The sequence below is a fragment of the Streptomyces sp. T028 genome, assembly GCF_048159505.1.
In the GTDB taxonomy this organism is placed as follows: Bacteria; Actinomycetota; Actinomycetes; order Streptomycetales; family Streptomycetaceae; genus Streptomyces.
The window spans coordinates 177088-200260 of the sequence record NZ_JBLRVZ010000009.1 but is presented as its reverse complement, the minus strand read 5'-3'; the positions used below and the strand labels follow the sequence as shown (position 1 = coordinate 200260).

General features: G+C 69.9%; 22 protein-coding genes, 1 pseudogene and 1 riboswitch. Of the genes and pseudogenes, 11 read left to right on the top strand and 12 right to left on the bottom strand.

What is annotated here, in order from left to right:
* Window positions 1-70 precede the first annotated feature (70 nt).
* Window positions 71-949 carry a hypothetical protein gene (locus ACLZN2_RS09740; protein ID WP_416977961.1) on the top strand — a complete coding sequence of 293 codons (879 nt, stop codon included), beginning with the start codon at window positions 71-73 and terminating at the stop codon, window positions 947-949.
* A 108-nt stretch (window positions 950-1057) separates the two neighbouring features.
* On the opposite strand, the gene ACLZN2_RS09735 is transcribed toward ACLZN2_RS09740, so the two are convergent.
* Together ACLZN2_RS09735 and ACLZN2_RS09730 are read right to left on the bottom strand one after the other, a co-directional pair.
* Window positions 1058-2491, bottom strand: coding sequence for a VWA domain-containing protein (locus ACLZN2_RS09735; RefSeq protein ID WP_416977960.1), 1434 nt, complete (start codon window positions 2489-2491; stop codon window positions 1058-1060).
* Window positions 2492-2495: 4 nt separating this feature from the next.
* A complete protein-coding gene (locus tag ACLZN2_RS09730) occupies window positions 2496-3488 on the bottom strand; it encodes a LysR family transcriptional regulator (RefSeq protein ID WP_416977959.1) in 993 nt (330 codons plus the stop codon).
* Window positions 3489-3613: 125 nt separating this feature from the next.
* On the opposite strand from ACLZN2_RS09730, the gene ACLZN2_RS09725 reads away from it, so the two are divergent.
* Window positions 3614-4003: a VOC family protein gene (locus tag ACLZN2_RS09725; RefSeq protein ID WP_416977958.1), complete on the top strand. Its 390-nt coding sequence runs from the start codon at window positions 3614-3616 to the stop codon at window positions 4001-4003.
* 74 nt (window positions 4004-4077) lie between these two features.
* Here the strand turns inward: ACLZN2_RS09725 and thiC are convergent, their stop codons facing one another.
* Window positions 4078-5904: a phosphomethylpyrimidine synthase ThiC gene (gene thiC / locus ACLZN2_RS09720; RefSeq protein WP_416977957.1), complete on the bottom strand. Its 1827-nt coding sequence runs from the start codon at window positions 5902-5904 to the stop codon at window positions 4078-4080.
* A riboswitch (TPP riboswitch) is annotated at window positions 5897-6085 on the bottom strand. (Overlaps the previous gene by 8 nt.)
* A 71-nt stretch (window positions 6086-6156) precedes the next feature.
* On the opposite strand from thiC, the gene ACLZN2_RS09715 reads away from it, so the two are divergent.
* On the top strand, window positions 6157-7857 hold the full coding sequence (locus ACLZN2_RS09715) for a YibE/F family protein (RefSeq protein WP_416977956.1): 1701 nt from the start codon (window positions 6157-6159) through the stop codon (window positions 7855-7857).
* Window positions 7858-8036: 179 nt separating this feature from the next.
* Here the strand turns inward: ACLZN2_RS09715 and ACLZN2_RS09710 are convergent, their stop codons facing one another.
* The 4 genes from ACLZN2_RS09710 to ACLZN2_RS09695 all read right to left on the bottom strand — a co-directional run bounded on the left by ACLZN2_RS09710 (window position 8037) and on the right by ACLZN2_RS09695 (window position 10351).
* Window positions 8037-8483 (bottom strand): SsgA family sporulation/cell division regulator, encoded by a 447-nt coding sequence (locus tag ACLZN2_RS09710; protein ID WP_059202881.1) that lies wholly within the window; start codon window positions 8481-8483, stop codon window positions 8037-8039.
* 100 nt (window positions 8484-8583) lie between these two features.
* Window positions 8584-9327 carry an IclR family transcriptional regulator gene (locus ACLZN2_RS09705; RefSeq protein WP_416977955.1) on the bottom strand — a complete coding sequence of 248 codons (744 nt, stop codon included), beginning with the start codon at window positions 9325-9327 and terminating at the stop codon, window positions 8584-8586.
* Window positions 9328-9665: 338 nt separating this feature from the next.
* Window positions 9666-9878, bottom strand: coding sequence for a DUF5326 family protein (locus ACLZN2_RS09700; protein WP_359275750.1), 213 nt, complete (start codon window positions 9876-9878; stop codon window positions 9666-9668).
* A 155-nt stretch (window positions 9879-10033) separates the two neighbouring features.
* On the bottom strand, window positions 10034-10351 hold the full coding sequence (locus tag ACLZN2_RS09695) for a cupin domain-containing protein (protein ID WP_416977954.1): 318 nt from the start codon (window positions 10349-10351) through the stop codon (window positions 10034-10036).
* A 58-nt stretch (window positions 10352-10409) separates the two neighbouring features.
* On the opposite strand from ACLZN2_RS09695, the gene ACLZN2_RS09690 reads away from it, so the two are divergent.
* The 5 genes from ACLZN2_RS09690 to ACLZN2_RS09670 all read left to right on the top strand — a co-directional run bounded on the left by ACLZN2_RS09690 (window position 10410) and on the right by ACLZN2_RS09670 (window position 14159).
* Window positions 10410-10787, top strand: coding sequence for a phage holin family protein (locus ACLZN2_RS09690; protein WP_416977953.1), 378 nt, complete (start codon window positions 10410-10412; stop codon window positions 10785-10787).
* A 7-nt stretch (window positions 10788-10794) separates the two neighbouring features.
* Entirely contained in the window at window positions 10795-11286 is a 492-nt protein-coding gene (locus tag ACLZN2_RS09685) for a low molecular weight protein-tyrosine-phosphatase (protein ID WP_416977952.1), read from the top strand.
* Entirely contained in the window at window positions 11283-12440 is a 1158-nt protein-coding gene (locus ACLZN2_RS09680; protein WP_416977951.1) for a cystathionine gamma-lyase, read from the top strand. The genes ACLZN2_RS09685 and ACLZN2_RS09680 overlap by 4 nt, the downstream gene beginning before the upstream one ends.
* A gap of 231 nt (window positions 12441-12671) precedes the next feature.
* Window positions 12672-13577, top strand: a complete 906-nt coding sequence (locus tag ACLZN2_RS09675; RefSeq protein ID WP_416977950.1) for a LysR family transcriptional regulator — start codon at window positions 12672-12674, stop codon at window positions 13575-13577.
* 99 nt (window positions 13578-13676) lie between these two features.
* Window positions 13677-14159, top strand: coding sequence for an NUDIX hydrolase (locus ACLZN2_RS09670; RefSeq protein ID WP_055635816.1), 483 nt, complete (start codon window positions 13677-13679; stop codon window positions 14157-14159).
* A 22-nt stretch (window positions 14160-14181) separates the two neighbouring features.
* Here ACLZN2_RS09670 and ACLZN2_RS09665 read toward each other — a convergent pair whose 3' ends face one another.
* On the bottom strand, window positions 14182-15945 hold the full coding sequence (locus tag ACLZN2_RS09665) for a globin domain-containing protein (RefSeq protein WP_416977949.1): 1764 nt from the start codon (window positions 15943-15945) through the stop codon (window positions 14182-14184).
* A gap of 408 nt (window positions 15946-16353) precedes the next feature.
* A complete protein-coding gene (locus tag ACLZN2_RS09660; RefSeq protein WP_416977948.1) occupies window positions 16354-16986 on the bottom strand; it encodes an HAD family hydrolase in 633 nt (210 codons plus the stop codon).
* A 204-nt stretch (window positions 16987-17190) separates the two neighbouring features.
* On the opposite strand from ACLZN2_RS09660, the gene ACLZN2_RS09655 reads away from it, so the two are divergent.
* On the top strand, window positions 17191-18057 hold the full coding sequence (locus ACLZN2_RS09655) for a GNAT family N-acetyltransferase (RefSeq protein ID WP_416977947.1): 867 nt from the start codon (window positions 17191-17193) through the stop codon (window positions 18055-18057).
* A gap of 52 nt (window positions 18058-18109) precedes the next feature.
* Here ACLZN2_RS09655 and ACLZN2_RS09650 read toward each other — a convergent pair.
* Window positions 18110-18696: pseudogene (locus tag ACLZN2_RS09650) on the bottom strand (hypothetical protein); the annotation flags it as partial.
* A gap of 95 nt (window positions 18697-18791) precedes the next feature.
* Between ACLZN2_RS09650 and ACLZN2_RS09645 the strand changes: the two are divergent.
* Together ACLZN2_RS09645 and ACLZN2_RS09640 are read left to right on the top strand one after the other, a co-directional pair.
* The gene (locus tag ACLZN2_RS09645; RefSeq protein ID WP_416977946.1) at window positions 18792-19265 is read left to right on the top strand and encodes a MarR family winged helix-turn-helix transcriptional regulator; all 474 of its coding nucleotides are present in this window, start codon (window positions 18792-18794) and stop codon (window positions 19263-19265) included.
* Between the two features lie 30 nt (window positions 19266-19295).
* Entirely contained in the window at window positions 19296-19748 is a 453-nt protein-coding gene (locus ACLZN2_RS09640) for a GNAT family N-acetyltransferase (protein WP_416977945.1), read from the top strand.
* Between the two features lie 59 nt (window positions 19749-19807).
* On the opposite strand, the gene ACLZN2_RS09635 is transcribed toward ACLZN2_RS09640, so the two are convergent.
* On the bottom strand, window positions 19808-21193 hold the full coding sequence (locus ACLZN2_RS09635) for a serine hydrolase domain-containing protein (RefSeq protein ID WP_416977944.1): 1386 nt from the start codon (window positions 21191-21193) through the stop codon (window positions 19808-19810).
* A gap of 104 nt (window positions 21194-21297) precedes the next feature.
* Complete coding sequence (gene dnaB / locus ACLZN2_RS09630; RefSeq protein WP_416977943.1) at window positions 21298-22770, bottom strand: replicative DNA helicase; 1473 nt, start codon at window positions 22768-22770, stop codon at window positions 21298-21300.
* Window positions 22771-23173: the final 403 nt, after the last annotated feature.

The following is a 23173-nucleotide window of genomic DNA, read 5'->3' as shown; positions in this document are numbered from 1 at the left end:
CAGGCTCCCCTCCGTTTCTGCCCGACGGCTCGTTGGCATGCGAGCCCCAAGCCCTACGGAGCATCGGGGGATGCACATGAACAGCGTTCCGCAGCACCTGCACAGTGAGGACCGCCAGGAGTACGAGCGGGTCCTCGACGAGGCGCTGCGCTCCGCACCACACCACCCGGAGCTGGCCGCTGTGGGCCAGCGGCTCAATCCCGAACAGCTGCGCACCATGGCGCTCAACGCCTCCGCGCTCATCACGGCGGCCGCGGCGACCGAGTACCAGCACTACATAAAGGTCCGCGAGGAACTGCGCCACCCGGCGCCGTCCACCCCGTCGTCCCCGCGTGAGTCCGGTTCGGGGGAGCCGGGCTCGGGCGCGATGGGGCTCGCCACCTCCATGGGGGACGCCGCGCAGGCCGCCGAGGCCGCCGGGGCTGGCGCCGTGGCCGTCGCCGCCGTGCTCACCCCCGTCCTCGCCGGCACCGCTGCGGTGATCTTCCTGCTGGTCGGCTACCTCCTCATGGCGGTCGACTCCGATCGGACGGCCGCCCACGCCATGCTCAACGTCGGATGGACGTTCGGAGCGATCGCCGCCCTGGCGATCCTCGTCGCCACCGTCGGGCTGCTGCTCACCGCCCTGCGCAACCGTCCCTCCCTGGAGGCGGGAGCGTACGGCGAACTGAGCGACGAGGTCGACCGGGCGAGGGAAGCCTGGCGGGAGGCTCTGCTGGAGCGGGGCATCCTGCCGTTCCTGCAGAAGGCCCTCGCCAACCAGAGCACGAGCGCCCTGTCCCCCGAACCAGCCCCGCCCGCCCCCACCGGCCGCCTGCCGAAGATCGGGTACGACCGTCCGGGCTTCACCAGCCCCGACGACGGCCCCGCGGCCGGCCCCCGCCCGAGCTTCACCAGCCCGGACTACACGAGCCCGGACTTCGGCGGCCCGGAACACCAGCCGGAATAGCCGCTCGGCTTGCGCCCCCGCATACCTGGGGTCGGGGAGCGCAAGCCGATCGGTGGGGGTGGTTGTTCGGCGATGTGATGGTCGTACGACGTGATGCTCGCGCGCGGCTCAGAGAATGCCGGCGTGTCCGGCCGCGGTGATCCACGACGGGAACTCCGACAGCAGCCGGTCGTAGAGTTCCTGATCCGGTACGGAGCTGATGTCGTCCACTGCGAAGAAGCCGACGTTGTCCACACGCCGGCCGGGGAGGGTGTCGAACCGCTCCAGGACGCCGTAGTGGGACCGGCCGAGCCCCACGAACTGCCAGAAGACCGGCTCCTCCACCGCAGCGCGCAGCTCCTGTTCGATCGCCGCGTCCCGGTAGACCCCGCCGTCGGAGAAGAACAGCACGAGCGTGGGCAGGCTCGTGGGATTCTCCCGTACATAAGCCCTGACCTCGGCGATCGCCTTCTGCTCCTCGTTCTGGATGCCGACCGCCCGCATGTCCACCTGACCGGCCTCCAACCCCTTGCGGGGCTTCTTGCCCCGGCGGAACAGGCTGATCTCGCCCACCCGGACATGCAGCCGCAGCCACTCGGGGAGTTCGGCCAGACGGAGATCGGGGAGCCGGGCGGGGTTGCTGGCGAACGTCCAGGCCTGCATCTCGCCGTCGTCGTCGAGCTGCGCCGCCACCGCGGCCATCCGCTCCACGACGTCCGCCACCACACCGCGCGAGTACAGGAACGCCATGGAACCGGAGGCGTCCAGCACGAGCACGACCCGCGCGCGGACGCCCGCGGCCCCCCGCTTGCTCAGACTGACGGCGACCTGCTCCTTGCGCAGAGAGAGCCGCTTGCGCATGTCGACGGGGAGCCGCTCCTCCCCCTTGATCAGGCGGGGGCCGGGAGGTGGCGCAGCTGAAGTGGGCTGAGGGGGAGACTGCGGCGGCGACGGGGCTGTGGCCGGCATTGGCGTCGGCGACGCGGTGGCCGACGAAGGCGGCGGCGACGTGGCGCCCGCGTCGGCCGGTTCCTCGTCGACCGTGATCCCGAAGTCGGTGGCCAGTCCCGCGAGCCCGGAGGCGTACCCCTGGCCGACCGCGCGGAACTTCCAGCGCCCTTCTCGCAGATACAGCTCGCCGCAGATGAACGCCGTCTCGGTCTCGGCCCGCATCTCGAAGCGCGCCAGTTCGGACCGCCCGTCCGGGCCGAGCAGCCGTAGCGTCAGCCCGGCCACCTGCCCGAAGGTGCCGCCGTCGGCCGACGCACCGAGCACGACCCGTGTGACGGCGCTCTCCAGCGCGCCGAGGTCCACCTGGACCGTGTCGGTCATGACCCCGCCGGCCCGCTGCTTGCCGAGGTGGGTGACGGCGCCGGAGGCATGGCGCGGCTGGTTGTAGAAGACGAAGTCACCGTCGTCACGCACCCGCCCGGCGGAGGTCAGCAGCAGTGCCGAGGCGTCGACGTCCGGCCTTCCGGGCCCCTCGGACCAGCTGAGCTCCGCCCTTACGGCGGGAGAGTCGACCGGCAGGTTCGCGCCCTTGCTCATGGATCCCGCGTTCATGGACTCAGTCAAGCACCGACACCCCTGATTCCGAGCCGTGCGCGCCGAGGCGTTCGGTGACCCCGGGACGTTCGGTGGCACCGGGACGCTCGGTTGTGCCGAGGCGGATCGGCGCCCTCTCCGCGACGTCCGCGGCGGCCCGTACGAACTCGCGAACGCGCTGCGTGGTGTTTCCCTCCCGCCAGACCGGTCCCCGTTCGATCAGTGGTGTGTCGTACATGTGCACGTACGACACGTCCGGCCGGGGGTAGTAGCGCCGGGCGTGTTCTCCGACCGGGAGGACGCCTCTGCCCATCGCGACCAGCGTGAGCATCTCGGAGAAGGACCCTCCGGACGGCCCCTTCGGCACGGGTCTGCCCGACGGGGTGCGGTCGGGGGTGCGGTCCCGTTTGAACCCCGCCGACGTCACCTCCGGGTACTGCACCACGGGGTGGTCCGCCAGCACCTCGACGGAGACCGACTCCTCGCCGGCGAGCGGATGCCCGGCGGCGACCGCGAGCATCCGCCGCTCGGTCAGCATGACGGGCCCACGGGCCATCCCGTCGAAGGGGTACGAGGCGATGAGCACGTCGATCGAGCCGTCGAGGAGGCTCGCACGGGAGTTGGACAACTGGACCTCCCGTATCTCGACCCGGCACTCGGGATGCTGCTCGCCGAAGAGGGCGACCGCTTTCAGGAGCGCGGGTGCCGTCACCTCGCCGAGGAAGGCGACCCGCAGTTCTCCCGTGACACCGCGACTGGCGTCGGCGGCCCGGCGCAGCGCCTCTCGCATCCCGGCGACCAGGGGGCCGAGCTCATCGGCCAGCTGCCGTCCGACGGGTGTGAGGCGCACGGTTCTGCTGGTCCGCTCGAACAGCGTGCCCCCGATCCGCCGCTCCAGCTTCTTGATCACCTGGCTGACCCGTCCCGTCGTGACCCGCAGACGCTCGGCGGTACGGCCGAAGTGCAGCTCCTCGGCCAGCGTCAGAAAGGCCTCGAGTTCGACCCGTTCCAGCATGGTCCCCCGTTTCGTTCAGTCACACTCAACGATCGTATGCAGATCCCGTCTTGATGGCGTATCCCCGTCGGCGGATCGTGAGAGGCGTCCACCGCAGCCCACACCCGACAGCCAAGGAAGCTCCCATGACCTCTCTGCGCGTGAAGGCCTTCGACCACCTGGTCCTCAACGTCGGCGACGTCGAGCGGGCCCTGGACTTCTACGCCGGACGCCTCGGCCTGGAACCGGTCCGTGTCGCCGCATGGCGGGCCGGCGAGGTCCCGTTCCCGTCGGTACGGATCACCCCCGACACCATCGTCGACCTGGTCGCCCGACCACGCGGCGAATCGAACGTCGACCACATATGTCTCACCGTCGACCCCCTGGACTGGGACGAGTTCATCTCGTCGGGATCCTTCACGGTCCTCGAAGGCCCGGTCCAGCGCTTCGGCGCACGCGGCACCGCCACCTCGGTCTACGTCGCGGACCCGGACGGCAACACCGTGGAGCTCCGCTGGTATCCGCAGGACCGATGAACGACGCCCCGCCCGGCGGAGCAGGACGGCCCGCGACTCTCCATGAGGCGCGAGCCGCCCGGTGGGGCTGCGAACTAATCCGCCAGTGGCAGGTACACCCGGTTCCCGCTCGCCGCGAACTCCTTCGATTTCTGGAGCATCCCCTCGGCGATGTCCTCAGGTGACACGCCCTCAGCCACCGCACCACCGAACCGCTCCGTGATGGTTTGGCTGATCTTCATCGAGCAGAACTTCGGCCCGCACATCGAGCAGAAGTGAGCCGTCTTGGCCGGTTCGGCGGGCAGGGTCTCGTCGTGGAACTCGCGTGCCGTGTCCGGGTCGAGGGCCAGGTTGAACTGGTCCTCCCAGCGGAACTCGAAGCGGGCGTCGGACAGTGCGTCGTCCCACTCCTGCGCACCGGGATGCCCCTTGGCGAGGTCGGCCGCGTGGGCTGCGATCTTGTAGGTGATGACACCGGTCTTGACGTCGTCGCGGTTGGGCAGGCCCAGGTGTTCCTTGGGCGTGACGTAGCAGAGCATGGCCGTGCCCCACCAGGCGATCATCGCGGCACCGATACCGGAGGTGATGTGGTCGTACGCCGGGGCGACGTCCGTCGTCAGCGGGCCGAGCGTATAGAACGGAGCTTCATCACAGATCTCCTGCTGAAGGTCGATGTTCTCCTTGATCTTGTGCATCGGGACATGGCCCGGGCCCTCGATCATCGTCTGTACGTGGAAACGCCTGGCGATCGTGTTGAGTTCCCCGAGCGTGCGCAACTCCGCGAACTGCGCCTCGTCGTTGGCGTCCGCGATCGAGCCCGGCCTGAGGCCGTCGCCCAGCGAGTACGTGACGTCGTAGGCGGCGAGGATCTCGCAGAGTTCCTCGAAGTTCTCGTACAGGAACGATTCCCTGTGGTGCGCCAGGCACCAGGCCGCCATGATCGAGCCGCCGCGCGAGACGATCCCGGTCTTGCGGTTGGCGGTGAGCGGGACGTACGCGAGGCGCACGCCCGCGTGGACCGTCATGTAGTCCACGCCCTGCTCGGCCTGTTCGATGACGGTGTCCTTGTAGATCTCCCAGGTCAGTTCCTCGGCCCTGCCGTCGACCTTCTCCAGCGCCTGGTACAGCGGCACCGTGCCGATGGGGACGGGGGAGTTGCGCAGCACCCACTCGCGGGTGGTGTGGATGTTGCGGCCGGTGGACAGGTCCATGACCGTGTCGGCGCCCCAGCGGGTCGCCCAGGTCATCTTCTCCACCTCCTCCTCGATGGAGGACGTCACCGCCGAGTTGCCGATGTTGGCGTTGACCTTCACCAGGAACCTCTTGCCGATGATCATCGGCTCGATCTCCGGGTGGTTGACGTTGGCCGGCAGCACCGCGCGACCCGCCGCGATCTCCTCACGCACCACCTCGGGAGAAACGTTCTCCCTGATGGCCACGAACTCCATTTCGGGCGTGATCTCCCCCCGGCGCGCATACGCGAGCTGGGTGACGGCCTTGCCGTCCCGGCTGCGCCTCGGCAGCCGAGGCCGCCCGGGGAACACCGCGTCGAGATTACGCAGTCCGCCGCGCGGCGAGGTGTGCTTAATGCCGTCGTCCTCGGGACGGACCGGACGACCGGCGTACTCCTCCGTGTCACCACGGGCGATGATCCAGTTCTCGCGCAGCGGCGCCAGGCCCCTGCGTACGTCGGTGTCGACGAGCGGATCGGTGTACGCGCCGGAGGTGTCGTACAGCGTGACGGACTGCCCGTTGGTGAGGTGCACCTGACGGACCGGCACACGCAGGTCGGGGCGAGCGCCCTCGATGTACCCCTTGTGCCAGCCGATGGACTTCCCGGTCTTCTCGCTGGTCTCGTCGGCCGTGTCTCCGTCGGCCGCGTACTGCGTGAAGGCAGGCGTGCGTGCGTCCTTGTTGGTCATGAGACCTACTCCCTACGCCGGCATTACCCGGTAACAGGTTCGGCGGTCGACGCAGCGGCTACCGTCTGTCGACGTTTCATGTGAAACATCACTCGCTGTGGTGACGTTCCACGTGAAACATCGCGAAGACGGAGGTCAGCGCCCTCTCAGCCCGGTGCTCCGAGCTCCCGCGTGTGCAAAGGTGGCTCCACGCTAGCGTCATGTGTGGCGCGGTGAACAGTGGGCCTCTGCCGTTCTTGCGATGATCGGGCGGTGACCACGACACACCAGTCCCCGTATCCGCCCGGCGAGCCCCCTCGCAGGCCGGGCGCCACTGGCGGCCCTGCCAACGGTCCCGCCGGTGGCCTCGGAAACCGTCCTGGAAGCAGCTCCGGGGGCGGCTTCGGACGCGGCCCGGGAAGCGGTCCGGGCGGCGACTTCAGAAGCGGTCCGGGGCGCGAGGACGGCCGTGCCTTCAGCAGCGGCTTCGACCGCGGTCACGATGTCGGGCACGGCCATGGGCCGGGGCAGGGGTCACCTCCAGGTCCCGGCGACGGCCCCAACTCCGGGCATCAGCACGGCCATGGCGGCGGTCACACCGGCGGACACGGCACCGGTTCCGGGGGCGGGCACGGCCACGGGCACGGGCAGTCGCACGGGCACAGCCACAGCCACGGTCCGGCCGCGCCCGTCTCCAAGCATCTCCGCAAGGTCATCGGAGCCATCCTCATCCCGTTCGCAGCCGCGGTGCTCGTCGGGCTCGTGGTGCTGTGGCCCGGCGGTGCCCCACCGCACGAGCGCACCGGGGTCGGCTTCGACCGGCAGACGCAGCACGCCACGGTCACCAAGGTCGTCAGCGTGAGCTGCCAGTCGGTGAACTCCTCCGGTGGCACCCCGACCGGTGACACCTCCACCGCCGAGGGCTCCTCCGCCGTACAGCAGGCGAACGGCACCTGCAAGAAGGCCACGATCCGCGTGGACACCGGCGACGACAAGGGCCGTACGTTCACCGAGATCGTCCAGCCGGACCAGTCACGACAGTTGGAGCAGGGCGAGAAGGTCGTGGTGGCCTACGAGCCCTCCGCACCGAAGGACCTGCAGTACTCGGTCACCGATGTGAACCGCCGTATCCCGATGACGGTGCTGGCCGTCATCTTCGCGGTCGCCGTCGTGGTCGTGGGGCGGCTGCGCGGTGTCATGGCGCTGGTGGCGCTCGCCGCGAGCTTCCTGATCCTGAACTTCTTCATCCTGCCCGCGATCCTGCAGGGCTCGAACCCACTGCTCGTGGCCGTGGTGGGGTCCAGCGCCATCATGCTGATCGCCCTGTATCTGTGCCACGGCCTGTCGGCCCGAACATCCGTCGCCGTGCTCGGCACGCTCATCTCGCTGATGCTGATCGGCCTGCTCGGCTCCTGGTTCGTCGACTGGGCCGCGCTCACCGGCAACACGGACGACAACACCGGTCTGATCCACGGTCTGTACCCGTCGATCGACATGAGCGGTCTGCTGCTGGCCGGGATCATCATCGGCTCGCTCGGTGTCCTCGACGACGTCACGGTCACCCAGACGTCGGCGGTCTGGGAGCTGCACGAGGCCAACCCGGCGATGGGCCGGCGCGGGCTGTACCGGGCCGGCATCCGGATCGGCCGCGACCACATCGCGTCCGTGGTGAACACGCTCGTCCTGGCCTACGCCGGTGCCGCCCTGCCGCTGCTGCTGCTTTTCTCGATCGCGCAGAGCAGCGTCGGCACGGTCGCCAACAGCGAGCTGGTCGCCGAGGAGATCGTGCGCACCCTCGTGGGCTCGATCGGGCTGGTGGCGTCGGTGCCGGTCACCACGGCCCTCGCGGCCCTCGTGGTCGCGGCCGACCGCCCGGAACCGGGTTCGGCGGCCGCGGCCGCACCGGCGGGAGCGCCGGCGGCCGACCAGGCCACCCAGCCCCGCGGCGGCCGGGGGAGACGGCGCAAGCACTGAGGCGGCGCGTGCGGGCACAGCGGCGGCACGGCAGCGGCACGCATGCACTGCAGGCAGATGCACCAGGCACAGAGGGGGATGCGGGCGCCCTAAGGCGCTCGCATCCCCCTGAAGAAGAAGCGTTCCTGCATGGCCCCACCCCCTGGCGAAGCGTTACGCCAGCGTCGGCCGTCGGACTGTCAGCCGGTGCTCTGCTCCTCGGCGAGGATCCGGTCCAGCGCCTCGTCGAGATGGGCGTCGAAGTCGGCGAGCGCACCCTCCTGGCCCAGCGGGACCAGCTTGTCGGTACGGTCCAGGAAGGCCACCAGGGGAGCCGCCGAGGACCGGAACAGCGCCTGGTCACCGCCCACCTGAAGCCGGATCAGCACCTCACCGAGCACATCGGGGTCCACGGGCGAGACCCGTACGTCCCCCTCCCCGCACGGCCTACCCACCCCGTCGATGAGCAGCTCGCGCCCGAAGGCCCAGGTCACCGGGGCATCACCGGGCAGATGGAAGGTGAGCCGTACGGCGTAGGGATCGCGCGACTCATAGCCCAGTTCCACCGGGATGCGGAACGAGAGCTCCTCGGACACGAGGAAGCTCATCATGACCTCTGCCTGAACTGCCTGTACGGACTCGCGCATCGCGTTACCCCGTCATTTGCCGTCGAATGGCCGGTAATCAACCCCTGACACTGCACCGCATCTTGCTGAACGTGCACAACAGATCACAAGGAGTGAGTTTTCACATACTGATAGAGATCGCGATTGACCCCAACTTGCTCGCGATCTCGCTCTGCAGCTGTCGTGCCGCAGGGAGCAGCCGGTCGGCCTGACGGGCGGGCAGGGAGATGGCCATCGTCGCCATCGTGGCGCCCACAGTGATCGGGATCGCGGCGCACACCGTGCCCAATGCGTATTCCTGCCTCTCCACGACCGGTTCCATGCGCCGCGTCCGCTCCAGGCGTCGCAGCAGGGTGTGGTCGTCACGCACGGTGTACGGGGTGAGCGACTGAACGGGGTAACGGTCCAGGTGGTCGCGGCGGGCGTCGTCGTCCATCTGGGACAGCAGACACTGGCCGATGGCGTGCGCGTGCGCCGTCTCACGGAAGTCGGCCCACTCCTGCACCGCCGGATTACCCGGGCTGTCGGAGACGCACATGATCTCGATCTCGCCGTCGCGGTACCGGGCGTAGTACACGGGGGCACCGATCGAATCACGCCACCCGGCAAGGGTGTCGGCGACCGTGCTGCGACGTTTCTGCGCGGCGCCGTTGCCGGCCAGCCGCTCGGCCGCCTCGCCGAGGAAGAACAGTCCCTTGTCCCGCCGTAGATAGCCCTCGTACACGAGGGTGCGCAGCAGGTGGTACGCCGTGGGCAGCGCGAGGCCGGTCTCACGGGCGAGCTGCTTGGCAGGGGCTCCGCACTCGTGCTCTGCGACGGACTCCAGCAGCCGCATCGCACGCTGCACCGAGCCGATGAGCGTCATGGCGGGGTTCGGCTGCGCCGGCGCGGAACGGGGCTGCTCGGGGAGTCCCGTGCCCGAAGGACGCTGGAGCGGGGGCGCGGGTGGACGCCGGACGGGGGGTGCGTGTGGTTCCGGGGATACGGTGTCGACCAGGGCCAAGGGGTCACTCCCGAAGCGCGAGGGGGCGGCCCGTGCGGGGAGACACGGGAGGGGGGTGTACGCCGCTCGCGGGGTTCTTCCCCGCGTCGAGTTCCGGACTTTAACCGTCCGCCACCGCCCGGGAACCGGCCCTGCGGGAAACTTCCCCCAGCCGAGGGAACAGGCGATTCCTGTTACCGCTCAGTGGTCTCCCGCGCCGCTCACCAGTCGCCGCGCGAGGAGGACCCCGCCATGAACTTCCGTACGACATAGACCAGTCCGCCGACCAGGGCCACGAAGATCAGCACCTTGAACAGGAGCCAGACCAGGAAACCCACGACGTTGGCTATGAGGCCGCCGAAGACGACCAGGGCGATGACCGGCACCGCCACCCACTTCACCCACCACGGCAGTCCCGCGAAGATCTCTCGCATCGCCCTCGTCCTTGTCCTCGTCCGTCCGGAACTCCTGTGAGTCCGGCTGCTTCCGATGTCCTGCCGTCGATGCTAGGTCCGCGGAGGGTACCGGCGGGGGCCCGGCGCCCCTTGTCCTCCCCTGATCGATCCCCTAGGGAACCCGGGGTGCCGGGTCAGGCCTCAGGCGGAGAGAACACCACCATGACCCGCAGATCCTCGCTGATGTGGTGGAACTTGTGCGCGACCCCGGCCGGGACGTACACCACGCTGCCGCGCGCGACCTGGGTGGTCTCCATCCCGACGGTGATCGAGGCGCGGCCGCTCACGACGAAGTACACCTCGTCCTGGTTGTGCGGGTTCTGTGGATCGTGTTCCCCGGCGTTGAGCGCGTACAGGCCCACGGACATGTTCCGCTCCCGCAGAAACTGCAGGTAGGCGCCGTCGTTGGCGGCCCGCTCCGCCTCCAGTTCGTCCAACCGGAATGCCTTCATCGTATTGGTCCGCCCTCGCCCGGTGCCCGTTGCCGATCTCTCTGCCACGATTCGACACATGAAGAATTTCGTAGTCAAGACGATCGCCAACGCGGGTGCCCTGGCGGTCGCCGTCTGGGCGCTGTCCGGCATAACCCTGTCCGGTGACAACACGGGCAAGGAGGTCTTCACCCTCCTGCTCGTCGCCCTCCTCTTCGGCCTGGTGAACTTCCTGGTCAAGCCGATCGTGAAGGTGCTGACCTTCCCCCTGTTCGTCCTGAGCCTCGGTCTGATCACCCTGGTCGTCAACGCCCTGATGCTGCTGCTGACCTCGTGGCTGGCCGACGCGTTCGACCTGAGCTTCCACGTCGACGGCTTCTGGACCGCGGTCGGCGGCGGCCTGATCGTCTCCGTCGTCTCCTGGGCGCTCAACGTCGTCCTGCCGGACGGGGACTGAGCCCGCGATGACCTACCGCGTCTGTTTCGTCTGCACCGGCAACATCTGCCGCTCGCCGATGGCCGAATCGGTCTTCCGCGCGCGCGTGGAGGAAGCCGGTCTCGACGGGCTGGTCGAGGTCGACAGCGCCGGCACGGGCGACTGGCACGAGGGCGAGGGCGCCGATCCGCGCACCCTCTCCGTCCTGGAGCAGAACGGTTACGCCCTCGATCACACAGCCCGGAGGTTCGAGCCGTCCTGGTTGGCCCGCCTCGACCTCGTGATCGCCCTGGACGCCGGACACCTCAAGGCCCTGCGCCGCCTGGCGCCCACCGCGCAGGACGCCGGGAAGGTGCGCCTGCTGCGCTCCTACGACCCCGCAGCGCAGGACGACCTCGACGTCCCCGACCCCTACTACGGCGGCCGGGACGGCTTCGAGGAGTGCCTCGAAATGGTGGAGGCGGCGTCTGTCGGTCTGCTGGCCGCCGTACGCGAGGATCTGGAAGGACGGCTGCCATGAGCGGCTCCGCCGCGACCGGCGGCCTCCCCGAGGACGCCGGTGAGGGCACACGCGCGGTTCGGGCCGGGCTGCCCGAGCCGGTGAAGTACGAACCGACCCTTCCGGGCCCGGTGTTCGCCGCGCACTACCACCTGCCGGGGCAGCCGACCGGGCCGTACACCTACGGCCGCGACGAGAACCCCACCTGGACCCGTCTGGAGCGGGCCATCTGTGAGCTGGAGGCACCGGGGCAGGACGGGGTGGAGACGCTCGCGTTCGCCTCCGGCATGGCGGCGATCTCGGCGCTGCTCTTCTCCCGGCTGCGCTCCGGCGACACTGTCGTCCTGCCCAGCGACGGCTACCAGGCGCTGTCCCTGGTGCGCGCCCAGCTGGAGTCGTACGGGATCGAGGTGCGGACCGCCCCGACCGGCGGCGACGCCCAGCTCGATGCCCTCGACGGCGCCCGGCTGCTGTGGATCGAGTCGCCGTCGAACCCCGGCCTCGACGTGTGCGACATCCGGCGGCTCGTCGAGGCGGCACACGCGCGTGGCGCCCTCGTGGCCGTCGACAACACCCTCGCGACCCCGCTCGGACAGCGCCCGCTGGAGCTCGGCGCCGACTTCTCCGTGGCCAGCGGTACGAAACAGCTCACGGGGCACGGCGACGTCCTCCTCGGATACGTCACCGGTCGGTCCGGGGAGGAGATGACCGCCGTACGACGCTGGCGGAAGATCGCCGGAGCGATCCCCGGGCCGATGGAGGCCTGGCTGGCGCACCGCTCCATCGCCACGCTCCAGCTGCGCGTCGACCGGCAGGCCGCCAGTGCCCTGGCCGTCGCCGAGGCGCTGCGGGTCAGGCCGGAGGTGACCGGGCTGCGCCACCCCGGACTGCCCGGCGACCCGGCCCACGAGGTGGCGGCCCGGCAGATGCGGCGCTTCGGATGCGTGGTGTCGTTCACGCTGCCCACGCGCGCGCGTGCCGAGCGTTTTCTGGCGGCGCTGCGGCTGGTGGACGACGCGACCAGCTTCGGCGGCGTGCGCTCCACCGCCGAGAGGCGTGGGCGCTGGGGCGGCGACGCGGTGCCGGAGGGCTTCATCCGGCTGTCGGTCGGCGCCGAGGACCCCGAGGACCTGGTGGCGGATGTGCTGCGTGCGCTGGAGGAGTCGGCGCCATGACCGGTTTACGGACGCCCGGGTGGCGTCCCCCTGCGTACGACGGACGGTCCGAGCCTCCCCCCTCGTGGCTCGGACCGTCCTCGGTTCCACGCGCGAAGAACCGCGCGAACAAGGCTAGTTGACTCTGTGTCAGTGTCCAATCACAGTAGCGACAGGGACCTATCGACATATTTATAGTTGGGCCCTGCCCCCGAGCCGGGACAAAGACGGGGGAAGGCAGGAGGACACACCGTGGATCTGGCCTTGCTGCGCACCTTCGTGACCGTGCACCGGGCCGGCTCCTTCACCCGCGCCGCCTCTCTGCTGGGCCTGTCCCAGTCGGCCGTCACCTCGCAGATCCGCACGCTGGAACGGCAGCTGGGCCGCCCTCTGTTCCTGCGCCAGGCGCGCGGGGTGACACCGACGACCATCGGGGACGAGCTCGCCCACAAGGCCGCCCCCCATCTCGACGCCCTGGTGGAGATCACCGAGACCGGCCTCGACGACGAGTCCTCCCTGCGCTCCCTGCACCTCGCCGGGCCCCCGGAGTTCACCGCCGAGCGAGCCCTCCCCGCTCTCACCGAACTGACCGGCGACGACGGTCAGGGACTCACCCTGCGCGTCTCCTTCGGCACCGCCGAGGAGGTCCTGGAAGGACTGTCGGCCGGGCACCACGACCTCGCCATCAGCACCGCACGGCCACGCGGCGCCCTGCTCACGGCCACCCCGCTGTGCGACGAGGAGCACGTCCTGATCGCCGCCCCGCAGTGGGTGGAGCGGATCGACACCGGGAAGCTTCGCCGCAAGGGCGCTGCCGCGCTGGAGAACCTCCCGGTGGTCGAGGTGCACGAGTCGCTGCCCCTCGTCTCCCGCTACTGGGCCTCCGTCTTCGACTCCCGTCCCGCGGCCTCCGGCACGGTCATCGTCCCCGACCTGCGCGCGGTGCTCGCCTGTGCCGTCGCGGGCGCCGGGCTCGCGGTGCTGCCCCGCTACCTGTGCGAGCCCGCCCTGGAGCGCGGTGACGTCGTCGCCCCGCACGAGCCGGCGGTGCCGCCGCTGCGGACGTACGTGCTGGTCGTGCGAACCGGCACCCTGGCGATGCCGCATGTCGCACGCGCCCACGAGTGGCTTCTGGGGGCGGCCGCAGGATGGTGCTAAGCGAGCTCGGGGCAGCTTCCGCGGCACCGTCACCAGGTGCGCTCTCCTGGTGACGTTTCGCGATGTTTCACGTGGAACATGCGGGGCCACATTTCTCCCATGACCGTCCGACCTGTGGTCAAGCGCACCGCCCGTGCCGTTCTGCTGGACGGCGACGACCTCATCCTGATCAAGCGCACCAAGCCCGGTGTCGATCCGTACTGGGTCACGCCCGGTGGCGGCGTCGAGCCGGATGACGCGACCGTCGTCGACGCCCTGCACCGCGAAGTGCACGAGGAACTGGGTGCGAAGATCACCGATGTGGTTCCCTGCTTCGTCGACACCGTCGAGCACATCGGCGAGGACGGCGGCGCGACCGGCGTGAAGGTGCAGCATTTCTTCGTCTGCCGTCTGGAGTCCATGGACCCCTCCCTGCGGCACGGCCCCGAGATCGACGAGCCCGCCGGGGAGTACGAGATCGTCTGGGTGCCGTTCACCCGGGTGGGCATCGCGTCCGTCCATCTCGTGCCGCTGTCGCTGCGCCATTACCTCGACGGCAACATCGAGGGCGTACGCGCCATGCACGCGCCCGATCTCGGGTGAACCCGTAGGGACCGCCTCCGCGTCAGCTGCCGGAGGCGACGAGTTCCTCCACCGAGTCGTGCCGTATGCGCTCCAGGGGGAAGCCGACACCGCGCAGAGCGTCCACGCCGCTGCGGATCATGCCGGGCGGGCCGGAGACATAGGCGTCGTACTCGGTCCAGGGTCCGAAGGTCCGTATGGCGTCGGGCAGCTGAAGCAGACCGTGCCGGTCGACCACCGGGTGCACCTCCAGCCACGAGTGCGCCTGCTGGAGGCGGAGCATCGTGTCGATGTCGTACAGGTCGTGGTCGCTTCGGGCGCCGTAGAACACCTCGACCGGGCGGCGGGCGCCGTGCTCGGCGACATCCTCGACCAGCGCCTTGATGGGGGCTATGCCGGTGCCGCCGCCCAGGCAGAGCAGCCCACTGTCCCGGGTGTGGTCGACGGTCATCGAGCCGGCCGGCGGCCCGAGCCGTACGACGTCGCCGGGCCGGGCGCGGTGCACCAGGGCGTTGGAGACCCAGCCGGCCGGAATCGCCTTCACGTGGAAGGCCAGAAGCCCGTCGGACCGGGGCGCCGAGGCGAACGAATAGTGCCGCCAAATGCGCGGCCACCAGGGTGTCTCGAGGCTCGCGTACTGTCCGGCGCGGAAGGGATAGGGCTGGTCGGGCCGGAGGGCGAGGACGGCGACGTCCGGTGTTCTGAGGTCGTGGGAGACGATCTCCGCCTGCCACCAGGCCGGAGCGTGCAGCTCGTCCGCAGCCGCCGCATCGATCATGACCTGCGAGATCGTCGTGTACGCCCGGACCCAGGCGGCTTCGGTCTCGGCGTCCCAGACGGCGTCGGCGTACTTGTTCAGCGCGCCGATGAGGCACTCGCCGACGGCCGGGTAGTGCTCGGCCCGGGTGCCGTACTTGCGGTGGCCGCGGCCGAGGTTCTGCAGGTACTCGACGAGGACCGGCGTGTTGTCGATGTGCTCGGCGGCGGTCAGCAGGGCCTTGAGCAGCCGGTCGCGCTGAGCGTCCATCGCGGGCGGGAAGAGCGGGCGCAGTTCGGGGTGGCGGACGAACAGCATGGCGTAGAAGTACGAGGTGACCTTGTCGGCCACCGGGGCCACCTGGGCCATGGTCCGGCGGATGAGGACGGCGTCCGGGGACGCCTCCTCCTGGGCGGGGCCGGAGGCGGGCCGCTGGGCGGGGGCCATGGGATCGGTGAGCGGAGAGGGTTGTGCCGCCCCGGTGGGCGGGGAGGGCTGCGCCGCCGAGGGCTTGGGGGCTCCGGCGGGCCCCGAGAGGTAAGGGGCGGACGATGCGGCGCGCTGTAGGGGGGTACCGGCCAGGGTGGCCGCTCGCGCCAAGACGGGCTGTTGGGCCTGAGCGGGTGTGCGAGGCTCGGCGGGAGGCTGAGGCCCCTGCGGCGCCGGGGACCGTCCGAGAGCGTCGGCGCCCACGGTCGCCGGTGGGGCTCCCATCGGTGCGGCAGGGGCGCCTGACGGGCCGTACGGGCTCTGTGGCCCGGTTTCCGGCTGACGCCCCACGTCCGCCTCCACGCGCTGTCCCGTGTCCTTGGGGGCGCCTTGGGGCGAGTCACCGTAGGCCCGACGGGGATCGCCGTCGGTCTGAGGCGTGCCACGGCCCACCGGGCGCAGTGCGGCCAGACGGCGGCGGCCGTCCGACGCCCCTTGCTCGCCCCCCGTAGCCGGCTCCGGCTGTTTGCGCGGCGAGAACCATCCCTCCCCGCCGCCGGACGTGCCGTTGTCGGCCGAATTGGTGGTCGGAGCGTCCATGGTCTGCCTCGCCTCGAACATCTTTCGGTCGGTCTGCGCACTTCCTGGCTCGGAAGAGGCCTGCTTCCCCCGCAGACGGCTTGCTTTTCCGTTCGGTTCCGCGGGCGGCAAGGCCCGCGGTCCACCCGTGTTTCCGCTCCGCACGAACGCATGAGACGAGAGTGCGACCTGGTCCGCAGCACTCTCACCGCAGCATCCCACCCCTTGTGGACACCGCGGTCGCGCAACCGGAAATGCGGGTCTTCGATCTCTCCGTCCCGTTAGGCTGCACTGCCCTGTTCCCGGCCCACTCGGAAGGGGTGCACCAAGTCCCGCGCACCTCATCCCGGAAGCGAACCGGAGTCGACCATACCGGCCGCGGTGGGCCGCACAAGTCCCCCCTTCCTTCCCCTGGAAAACGGCCGGGGTGTGAACCGTCGATTCCCTCAACTACCGGGCGTGACGCACCAATTCATAGGCATCCCACAGATCTTTCCCCGTGTAGGAATGGGTCGCGAGGCTCAACAGATGCCGGTCCGCGTTGACCGCCACGGAGACGGGCACTGCTCCGAACAGGTCTTTGTCGGAGCCCGAGTCGCCATACGCGACGCAGTCGTCCCTCGTCACCCCGAACTCCGCGCACAGCCGATCGGCGATCACCACCTTCGCCGCGGCACTGAGCACTCCCGCCGGATCCACCGGCTCGGTGAAGGGAAGGGTGGGAAAACGCGATCCATAGGCCGCGTGAGCGCCCCAGCCCGTGAGTTTTTCCACGAAGAAGGAGGGCGAGAGCGACACGACGGCGCAGTACTCGCCCCGGCTGCCGATCTCCGCCCAGACCTCACGGATGCGCGCCAGCCAGGGAGCACCCTCGAACGCCGCCGCCACATGCTCCTCGGTGAGGCTCGCCCACAACGCGTGCACCTGAAGCGCGTACTCCGGCGGTTGGATCCGCCCTGCCGACGCAGCCCGGTCCAGCTCCACCGTCTCGGCCTCCAGGCCGAGTTGGCGTGAGATCTCCCGTGGCGCGGACGTTCCGTGCAGCAGGGTGCCGTCGAGGTCGAAGAGATGCAGTCTCGCCATGGGCCGAGGCTAACCGGGCGGGTGGTCCGCCTCCTGACAGCGGTTCGCCGCCCCGGACTGCGTGTTTCACGTGAAACAGCGGCACACGGCCCCTTGTCCCCGCTGTCGAAGCCCTGTGCGGTTGACAACGACATGGCCAAAAGCACGTACGTCTCAGGGGAAACAGGTGGACGCCAGGGGTGCCGGTCGGACAGCCTGGCCCGCGTGCCGACTCCTTCCCTCGCCGCTCTGCCCATCCGCCGTCTGACGCACCGCGATCTCACCGCCTGCGCCGACTTGTCCGAGGACCGGGGGTGGCCGCGCGAGGAGCACAAGTGGGGTCTCCTCCTTTCCGCCGGAAGGGGATACGGCATCGACGACCCCGTCGGAGGTCTGGTCACCGCCTGCGTCGTCACGGAGTACGGCTCGCACGACCGTCCCGCCCTCGGGGCCATCGGGATGGTGCTGGTCGCCGAACGGCATGCCCGGCAGGGCGTCGGTCGTCGGCTGATGCAGCATGTCGTCTCCACGATGGGTCCAACCCCACTGACCCTGCACGCCACGCCGAACGGCCGTCCGCTGTACGAGGAGCTCGGCTTCAAGACCACGGGCCGGGCGGAGATGGTGCTCGGGCACTTCACCCCCGACGGCTCGTCGTCGGACATCGCCACCCGCGCGGCCACGGCCGAGGACCTGCCGGCGATCCTCCGGCTCGACGAGGAGGTGTTCGGCGCCGATCGCACGCACATGATCACGCGGCTGCCCGCCTTCGCCGACCAACTGCGGGTCGCCGAGGACGGTGGCCGGATCATCGGCTACGCGGCCGCCTGGCCGAACATGGCCACCCATGTGGTGGGTCCGCTGATCGCCCGGGACACGGAGACCGCGAAGGCTCTGGTGGCCTCCCTCGCGGCCCGCACCGACCGGCCCCTGCGGACGGACATCGACGTACGACACAAGGAACTGCTGGCGTGGGTGAAGGCCCGGGGCCTGCAGTCGATCGCCTTCAACGCCATGATGAACCATGGCATCGCGGAGCTGCCCGGCGACTGGAGCCGACGGTTCGCCCCGCTGACGGTGGCGGCAGGCTGAGGCGCACACCCGACGGTTCTGCGGGCTGCCCGGGTTCACGGGCTGCCCGGGTTCAGTGGTGGACGGCCGCACGTGGTGCGGTGGGCACGCCACCGATGACGATCGTGCCGGGAGCGCCGCTGTCACGGCGTTCCAGCGCGGACGAGACGACGGCGAGGAGCAGGGGCCGTGGCGATGACGCGGCCACCCAGCCAGGCGGACAGCGCGTTGCCGAGGTTGAAGGCGCCGATGTTCACGGCCGAGGCCGGCGTCGGGGCACCATGCGCCTGGTCGAGGACGCGTTTCTGCAGGGGTGGCACGATGGCGAGGCCCAGGGCGCCGATCAGGACGATCGTGAGGGCGGCGAGGACCTTGTGGTGGGCGGTGACCGTGAACAGGGCCGGGACGACCGCCAGGGTCCTGAAGGCGGCCAGTTCCTCGCGCAGGGTGCACGCCCTGTGCGCGGGGCATCTCGGCGACGACCTGGCCGATCAGCATCACGGCGAAGGCCGGGGCGACGGCGGAGGGCAGGTTGCCGACGATGAACAGGCCCATCAGCAGCACCAGCATCCGCTTGCGGCAGACCTTGGCGCCTAGGACGGTCATCAGCGCGGCGCCGAACACGACACCGAGCGCGTAGCCGGTCACGAGGAAGCCGGCGACAATAGTTGCAGACGCAGGTTATATGCAATCACCGACTATTGCGGCACTCTCCTATCCTGGTGTCAGCCGCTCCGGGACCGAGGAGAACGCCCATGACCGCGACGGACCCCGCACTCACCGCTCTGGCCCAGGGCTGGTGCGCCCTCACTCTGCTGCACGGGAGGATCGAGGCCCACATCGAGCGCGCCCTGCAGAGCGGCCATGACCTGAGCGTGCGCGAGTACTCCCTGCTCGACGTGCTCAGCCGGCAGCACGACGGCAAGGGGGGCCATCTGCAGATGAAGCAGGTCGCCGACGCGGTCGTCCTCAGCCAGAGCGCCACCACCCGACTGGTCACCCGGCTCGAGGACCGCGGGCTCCTGGAGCGCTACCTGTGCCCCACCGACCGCCGGGGCATCTACACCAACGTCACCGAGGCAGGTCTCGAACTGCTCGCCGGGGCCCGGCCGACCAACGACGCCGCCCTGCGCGAGGCCCTCGACCAAGCCGCCGAGAACCCCGAACTGGCGCCGCTGGTACGGGTCGTGGAGTCATTGAAGGCACCCGCCGCCGCTTGGGGCACCTGAACGCCCACCGCGGGTACGTAGGGTGCGGCCATGGGAGATCCTGAAATCCGAGCCGCCGTCGCCGAGGACATCCCCGCGATCGTCGGCATGCTCGCGGACGACCCGCTGGGCGCACAGCGTGAGTCGCCGGACGACCTCACGCCGTACCGCAGCGCGTTGAAACGGCTCAGCGCCGATCCGAACCAGCGTCTGGTCGTCGCCGTACGCGAGGGGCGCGTCGTCGGCACACTCCAGCTGACGATCATCCCCGGCCTGTCCCGTCGGGGCGCGACCAGGTCGGTCATCGAGGGCGTGCGAGTGCACGCCGACGAACGCGGCAGCGGTCTGGGCACGCGTTTCATCGAGTGGGCCATCGAGGAATCCCGACGGGAGAACTGCCAGTTGGTGCAGCTGACCTCCGACGCCACCCGCACCGACGCGCACCGCTTCTACGAGCGGCTGGGGTTCGCGGCCTCACACGTGGGCTTCAAATTGCAGCTCTGAAGAGCACGAGGGGGGCATGTTCCACGTGAAACATGCCCCCCTATTTTCCGCGGGACCGATCAGCCGATCCCCCGCCATCCCTCCGGGTCCACCCCGCCGGGCACAGCGGCCCCTTCCTCATACGGCTGGCGCGTGAACACGAACGTCCCGAGGTCCAGGTGGTCCACAGTCCCGTCCGGCCGTCGTACGGGCCGCAGAAGCTCTCCGGCAAAGTAGCCCTCGAGGCCCGTCCAAGTGCCGTCCCCGTTCGCCCGGAACCGTGAGCGGCGGCCACCACCGGCCAGCGGCCCCAGGGAGACGAGCCCGTCGGCCGTGACCCGCAGGACACTGGGGCTGGTCCCCCAGTACCAAGGGCCCGCCAGCTCCAGCAAAGAACGGTCGGCTTCCCGCAGCGGCCGCCATGGCTCCGGGATCCGCGGCTCGGCCTCCGCGACGAGGCGTACGAGATCGGCACCCACCTGCCCCAGCAGCAAACCGGAGGTGCAGTTGGCGAGCACCACGGCCGCGACGTCGTCCGCCACGGCGATGGTGAGGTTGGCCAGGAAGCCCGGCACCGAACCGGAGTGGCCCACGAGCAGCCGCCCGTCCCGGTGCTGGACCTGCATACCGAGTCCGTACGTGGCTCCGTCGGCGAGATCGGCGACCTCGGTCGGCGCCGCGGGCGTCCGCATCTCGCGCAGGGTCTCCTCGCTCAGCACCCGCTCGTCCCCGCGCATCAGGAAGGCGGCGAACCGCGCCAGGTCCCCGGTGGTGGACCAGAGCTGGCCTGCCGGGGCCATCGCCCCGTACTCCTCGACGGGTTCGGGCTGCATCGCGTCCGCCCAGGGATGAACCGCCCAGCCCCCCGCGGCAGGGGGCTGCGGGCGCATGCTCGTGCGGTCGAGGCCCAGAGGTTCGAGCACTTCACGCCGGAGTACGTCCTCCCAGGACGCTCCGCGCAGCCTTTCGATCAGTGCGCCCAGTACGGCGTACCCGGGGCTCGAGTAGTGGTGACGGCGGCCCGCCGGATGCAGGGCCGTCCCCTCACCGAGGACGTCGGCGAGCTCCGGCCGCAGCGACCCCGGCGTCCGCTCCCACCACGGAGCGGGCGTCTCGGCCGCCAACCCGCCCGTGTGGGCGAGCAGCTGGGCGATCGTCAGCTCCCCCGCCCCGGTGCCGGGCAGGTGTTTCTCCAGCGGATCCTCTAGGTCCAGCACTCCCTCGTCACGCAGCCGCAGCACGAGGACGGCGGTGAAGGTCTTGGTGATCGAGCCGATCCGGTACTGCACGGTCTCGTCCGGCGCATGCCCGTCGACCGAGGTCCGCGCCCCGTGCCACACGGCCCGCCCGTCCCGTACGACCGCGGCGACGAGCGACGGGGCACGGCCGTCCGCCTGGGCCACGGCGATCCGGTGCAGCAGTGCGCGCCGGGTGCCGGGGAGCAGTTCTTCCTGGGGTGTCGTCATGGCGCACAGTCCACCCGCCCGCACAGCCGGCGTCGAGTTCATTTCACCCGGCGCGGGATCGCACTGCTGGTTCGGGGCGGGATCAGCTCCGGTTCATGGCCGGCTCAGGTCTGTGCCATGTCCACGAAGCGGGAGTAGTGGCCCTGGAAGGCGACGGTGATGGTGGCCGTCGGGCCGTTACGGTGCTTGCCCACGATGATGTCGGCCTCGCCCGCGCGCGGCGACTCCTTCTCGTAGGCGTCCTCGCGGTGCAGCAGGATCACCATGTCGGCGTCCTGCTCGATGGACCCGGACTCTCGCAGGTCGGAGACCATCGGCTTCTTGTCCGTACGCTGCTCGGGGCCACGGTTGAGCTGGGAGAGCGCGATCACCGGGACCTCGAGCTCCTTCGCCAGGAGCTTGAGGTTACGGGACATGTCGGAGACCTCCTGCTGACGGCTCTCGGAGCGCTTGCCTCCGGACTGCATCAGCTGGAGGTAGTCGATGATGACGAGCCTGATGTCGTTGCGCTGCTTGAGCCGGCGGCATTTCGCGCGGATCTCCATCATCGACAGGTTCGGGGAGTCGTCGATGAAGAGCGGCGCGGACGACACCTCGGGCATCCGGCGTGCCAGCCGGGTCCAGTCCTCATCCGTCATGGTGCCGGACCGCATGTGGTGCAGGGCGACGCGGGCCTCGGCGGACAGCAGACGCATCGCGATCTCGTTGCGGCCCATTTCGAGGGAGAAGATGACGCTGGGCAGGTTGTTCTTGATCGACGCCGCCCGCGCGAAGTCCAGCGCGAGCGTCGACTTGCCCATGGCGGGACGGGCGGCGATGACGATCATCTGGCCCGGGTGCAGACCGTTGGTGAGTGAGTCGAGGTCCGTGAAGCCGGTGGGTACACCGGTCATCTCGCCGGTGCGCGAGCCGATCGCCTCGATCTCGTCGAGGGCGCCTTCCATGATGTCGCCGAGCGGCAGGTAGTCCTCGCTGGTGCGCTGCTCGGTGACCGCGTAGATCTCCGCCTGGGCACGGTTGACGATCTCGTCGACGTCGTCGTCGCCCGCGTATCCCATCTGTGTGATGCGGGTGCCGGCCTCGACCAGGCGGCGCAGGACCGCCCGCTCGTGCACGATCTCGGCGTAGTACTCGGCGTTGGCCGCAGTGGGCACTGTTTGCACGAGGGCGTGCAGATACGATGCGCCGCCGACCTTGTTGATCTCGCCGCGCTTGGTGAGCTCGGCGGCGATCGTGATGGGGTCGGCCGGTTCGCCCTTGGCGTAGACGTCGAGGATCGCCTGGTAGATCGTCTCGTGCGCGGGCTTGTAGAAGTCGTGGCCCTTGAGGATCTCGACGACGTCGGCGATGGCGTCCTTGGACAGGAGCATGCCGCCGAGGACGGACTGCTCGGCGTCGAGGTCCTGCGGCGGTACGCGCTCGAAGGCGGAGCCGCCCTCCCACTCACCGTTGTCCCGGCCCCGGTCGTGCTGCTCGTCCCGGCTTCGGCCGCCCTCCCCGCGGCGGCGGGCAGGGGGCAGACGATCACTGGGTCCGCTGTCGGCCCACGGGTCGTCCAAGGGCTCGGAAATGCTCACCGAGCCACCTCCTCCCGTCCGCCGAGCGGACCTCGCCGTGACCTCAGTTCTACGGCACGGCACTGACAATTGAGAGGCCCAGTTCCGGTTCAGCCACGTCGGTTTCGTGAGGGTTCCACAGGCCGGTGGACGGAGCGGGCGCCGGACCACGTTAGGCCCGCGGGCACCGTCAGCCAATCTGGTTATCCACAGGCCATGTGGACGACGGCCCGGATGCTGTGGACAACTCCGCAAAACCTGTGCACGACGCGGTGGACAGCCCTGTGAACAAGCCCTCGCCTTTTCCTGCCGACCGTCCCCGACCTGCACCTTTCCCATCCACCGGCTGTGCAGAAGAAAAACTTCCCCAGTCAGCGCAAGATCGCTTCGAGCGAGGGGCGAAGCGACACGCAACGCAACGAGA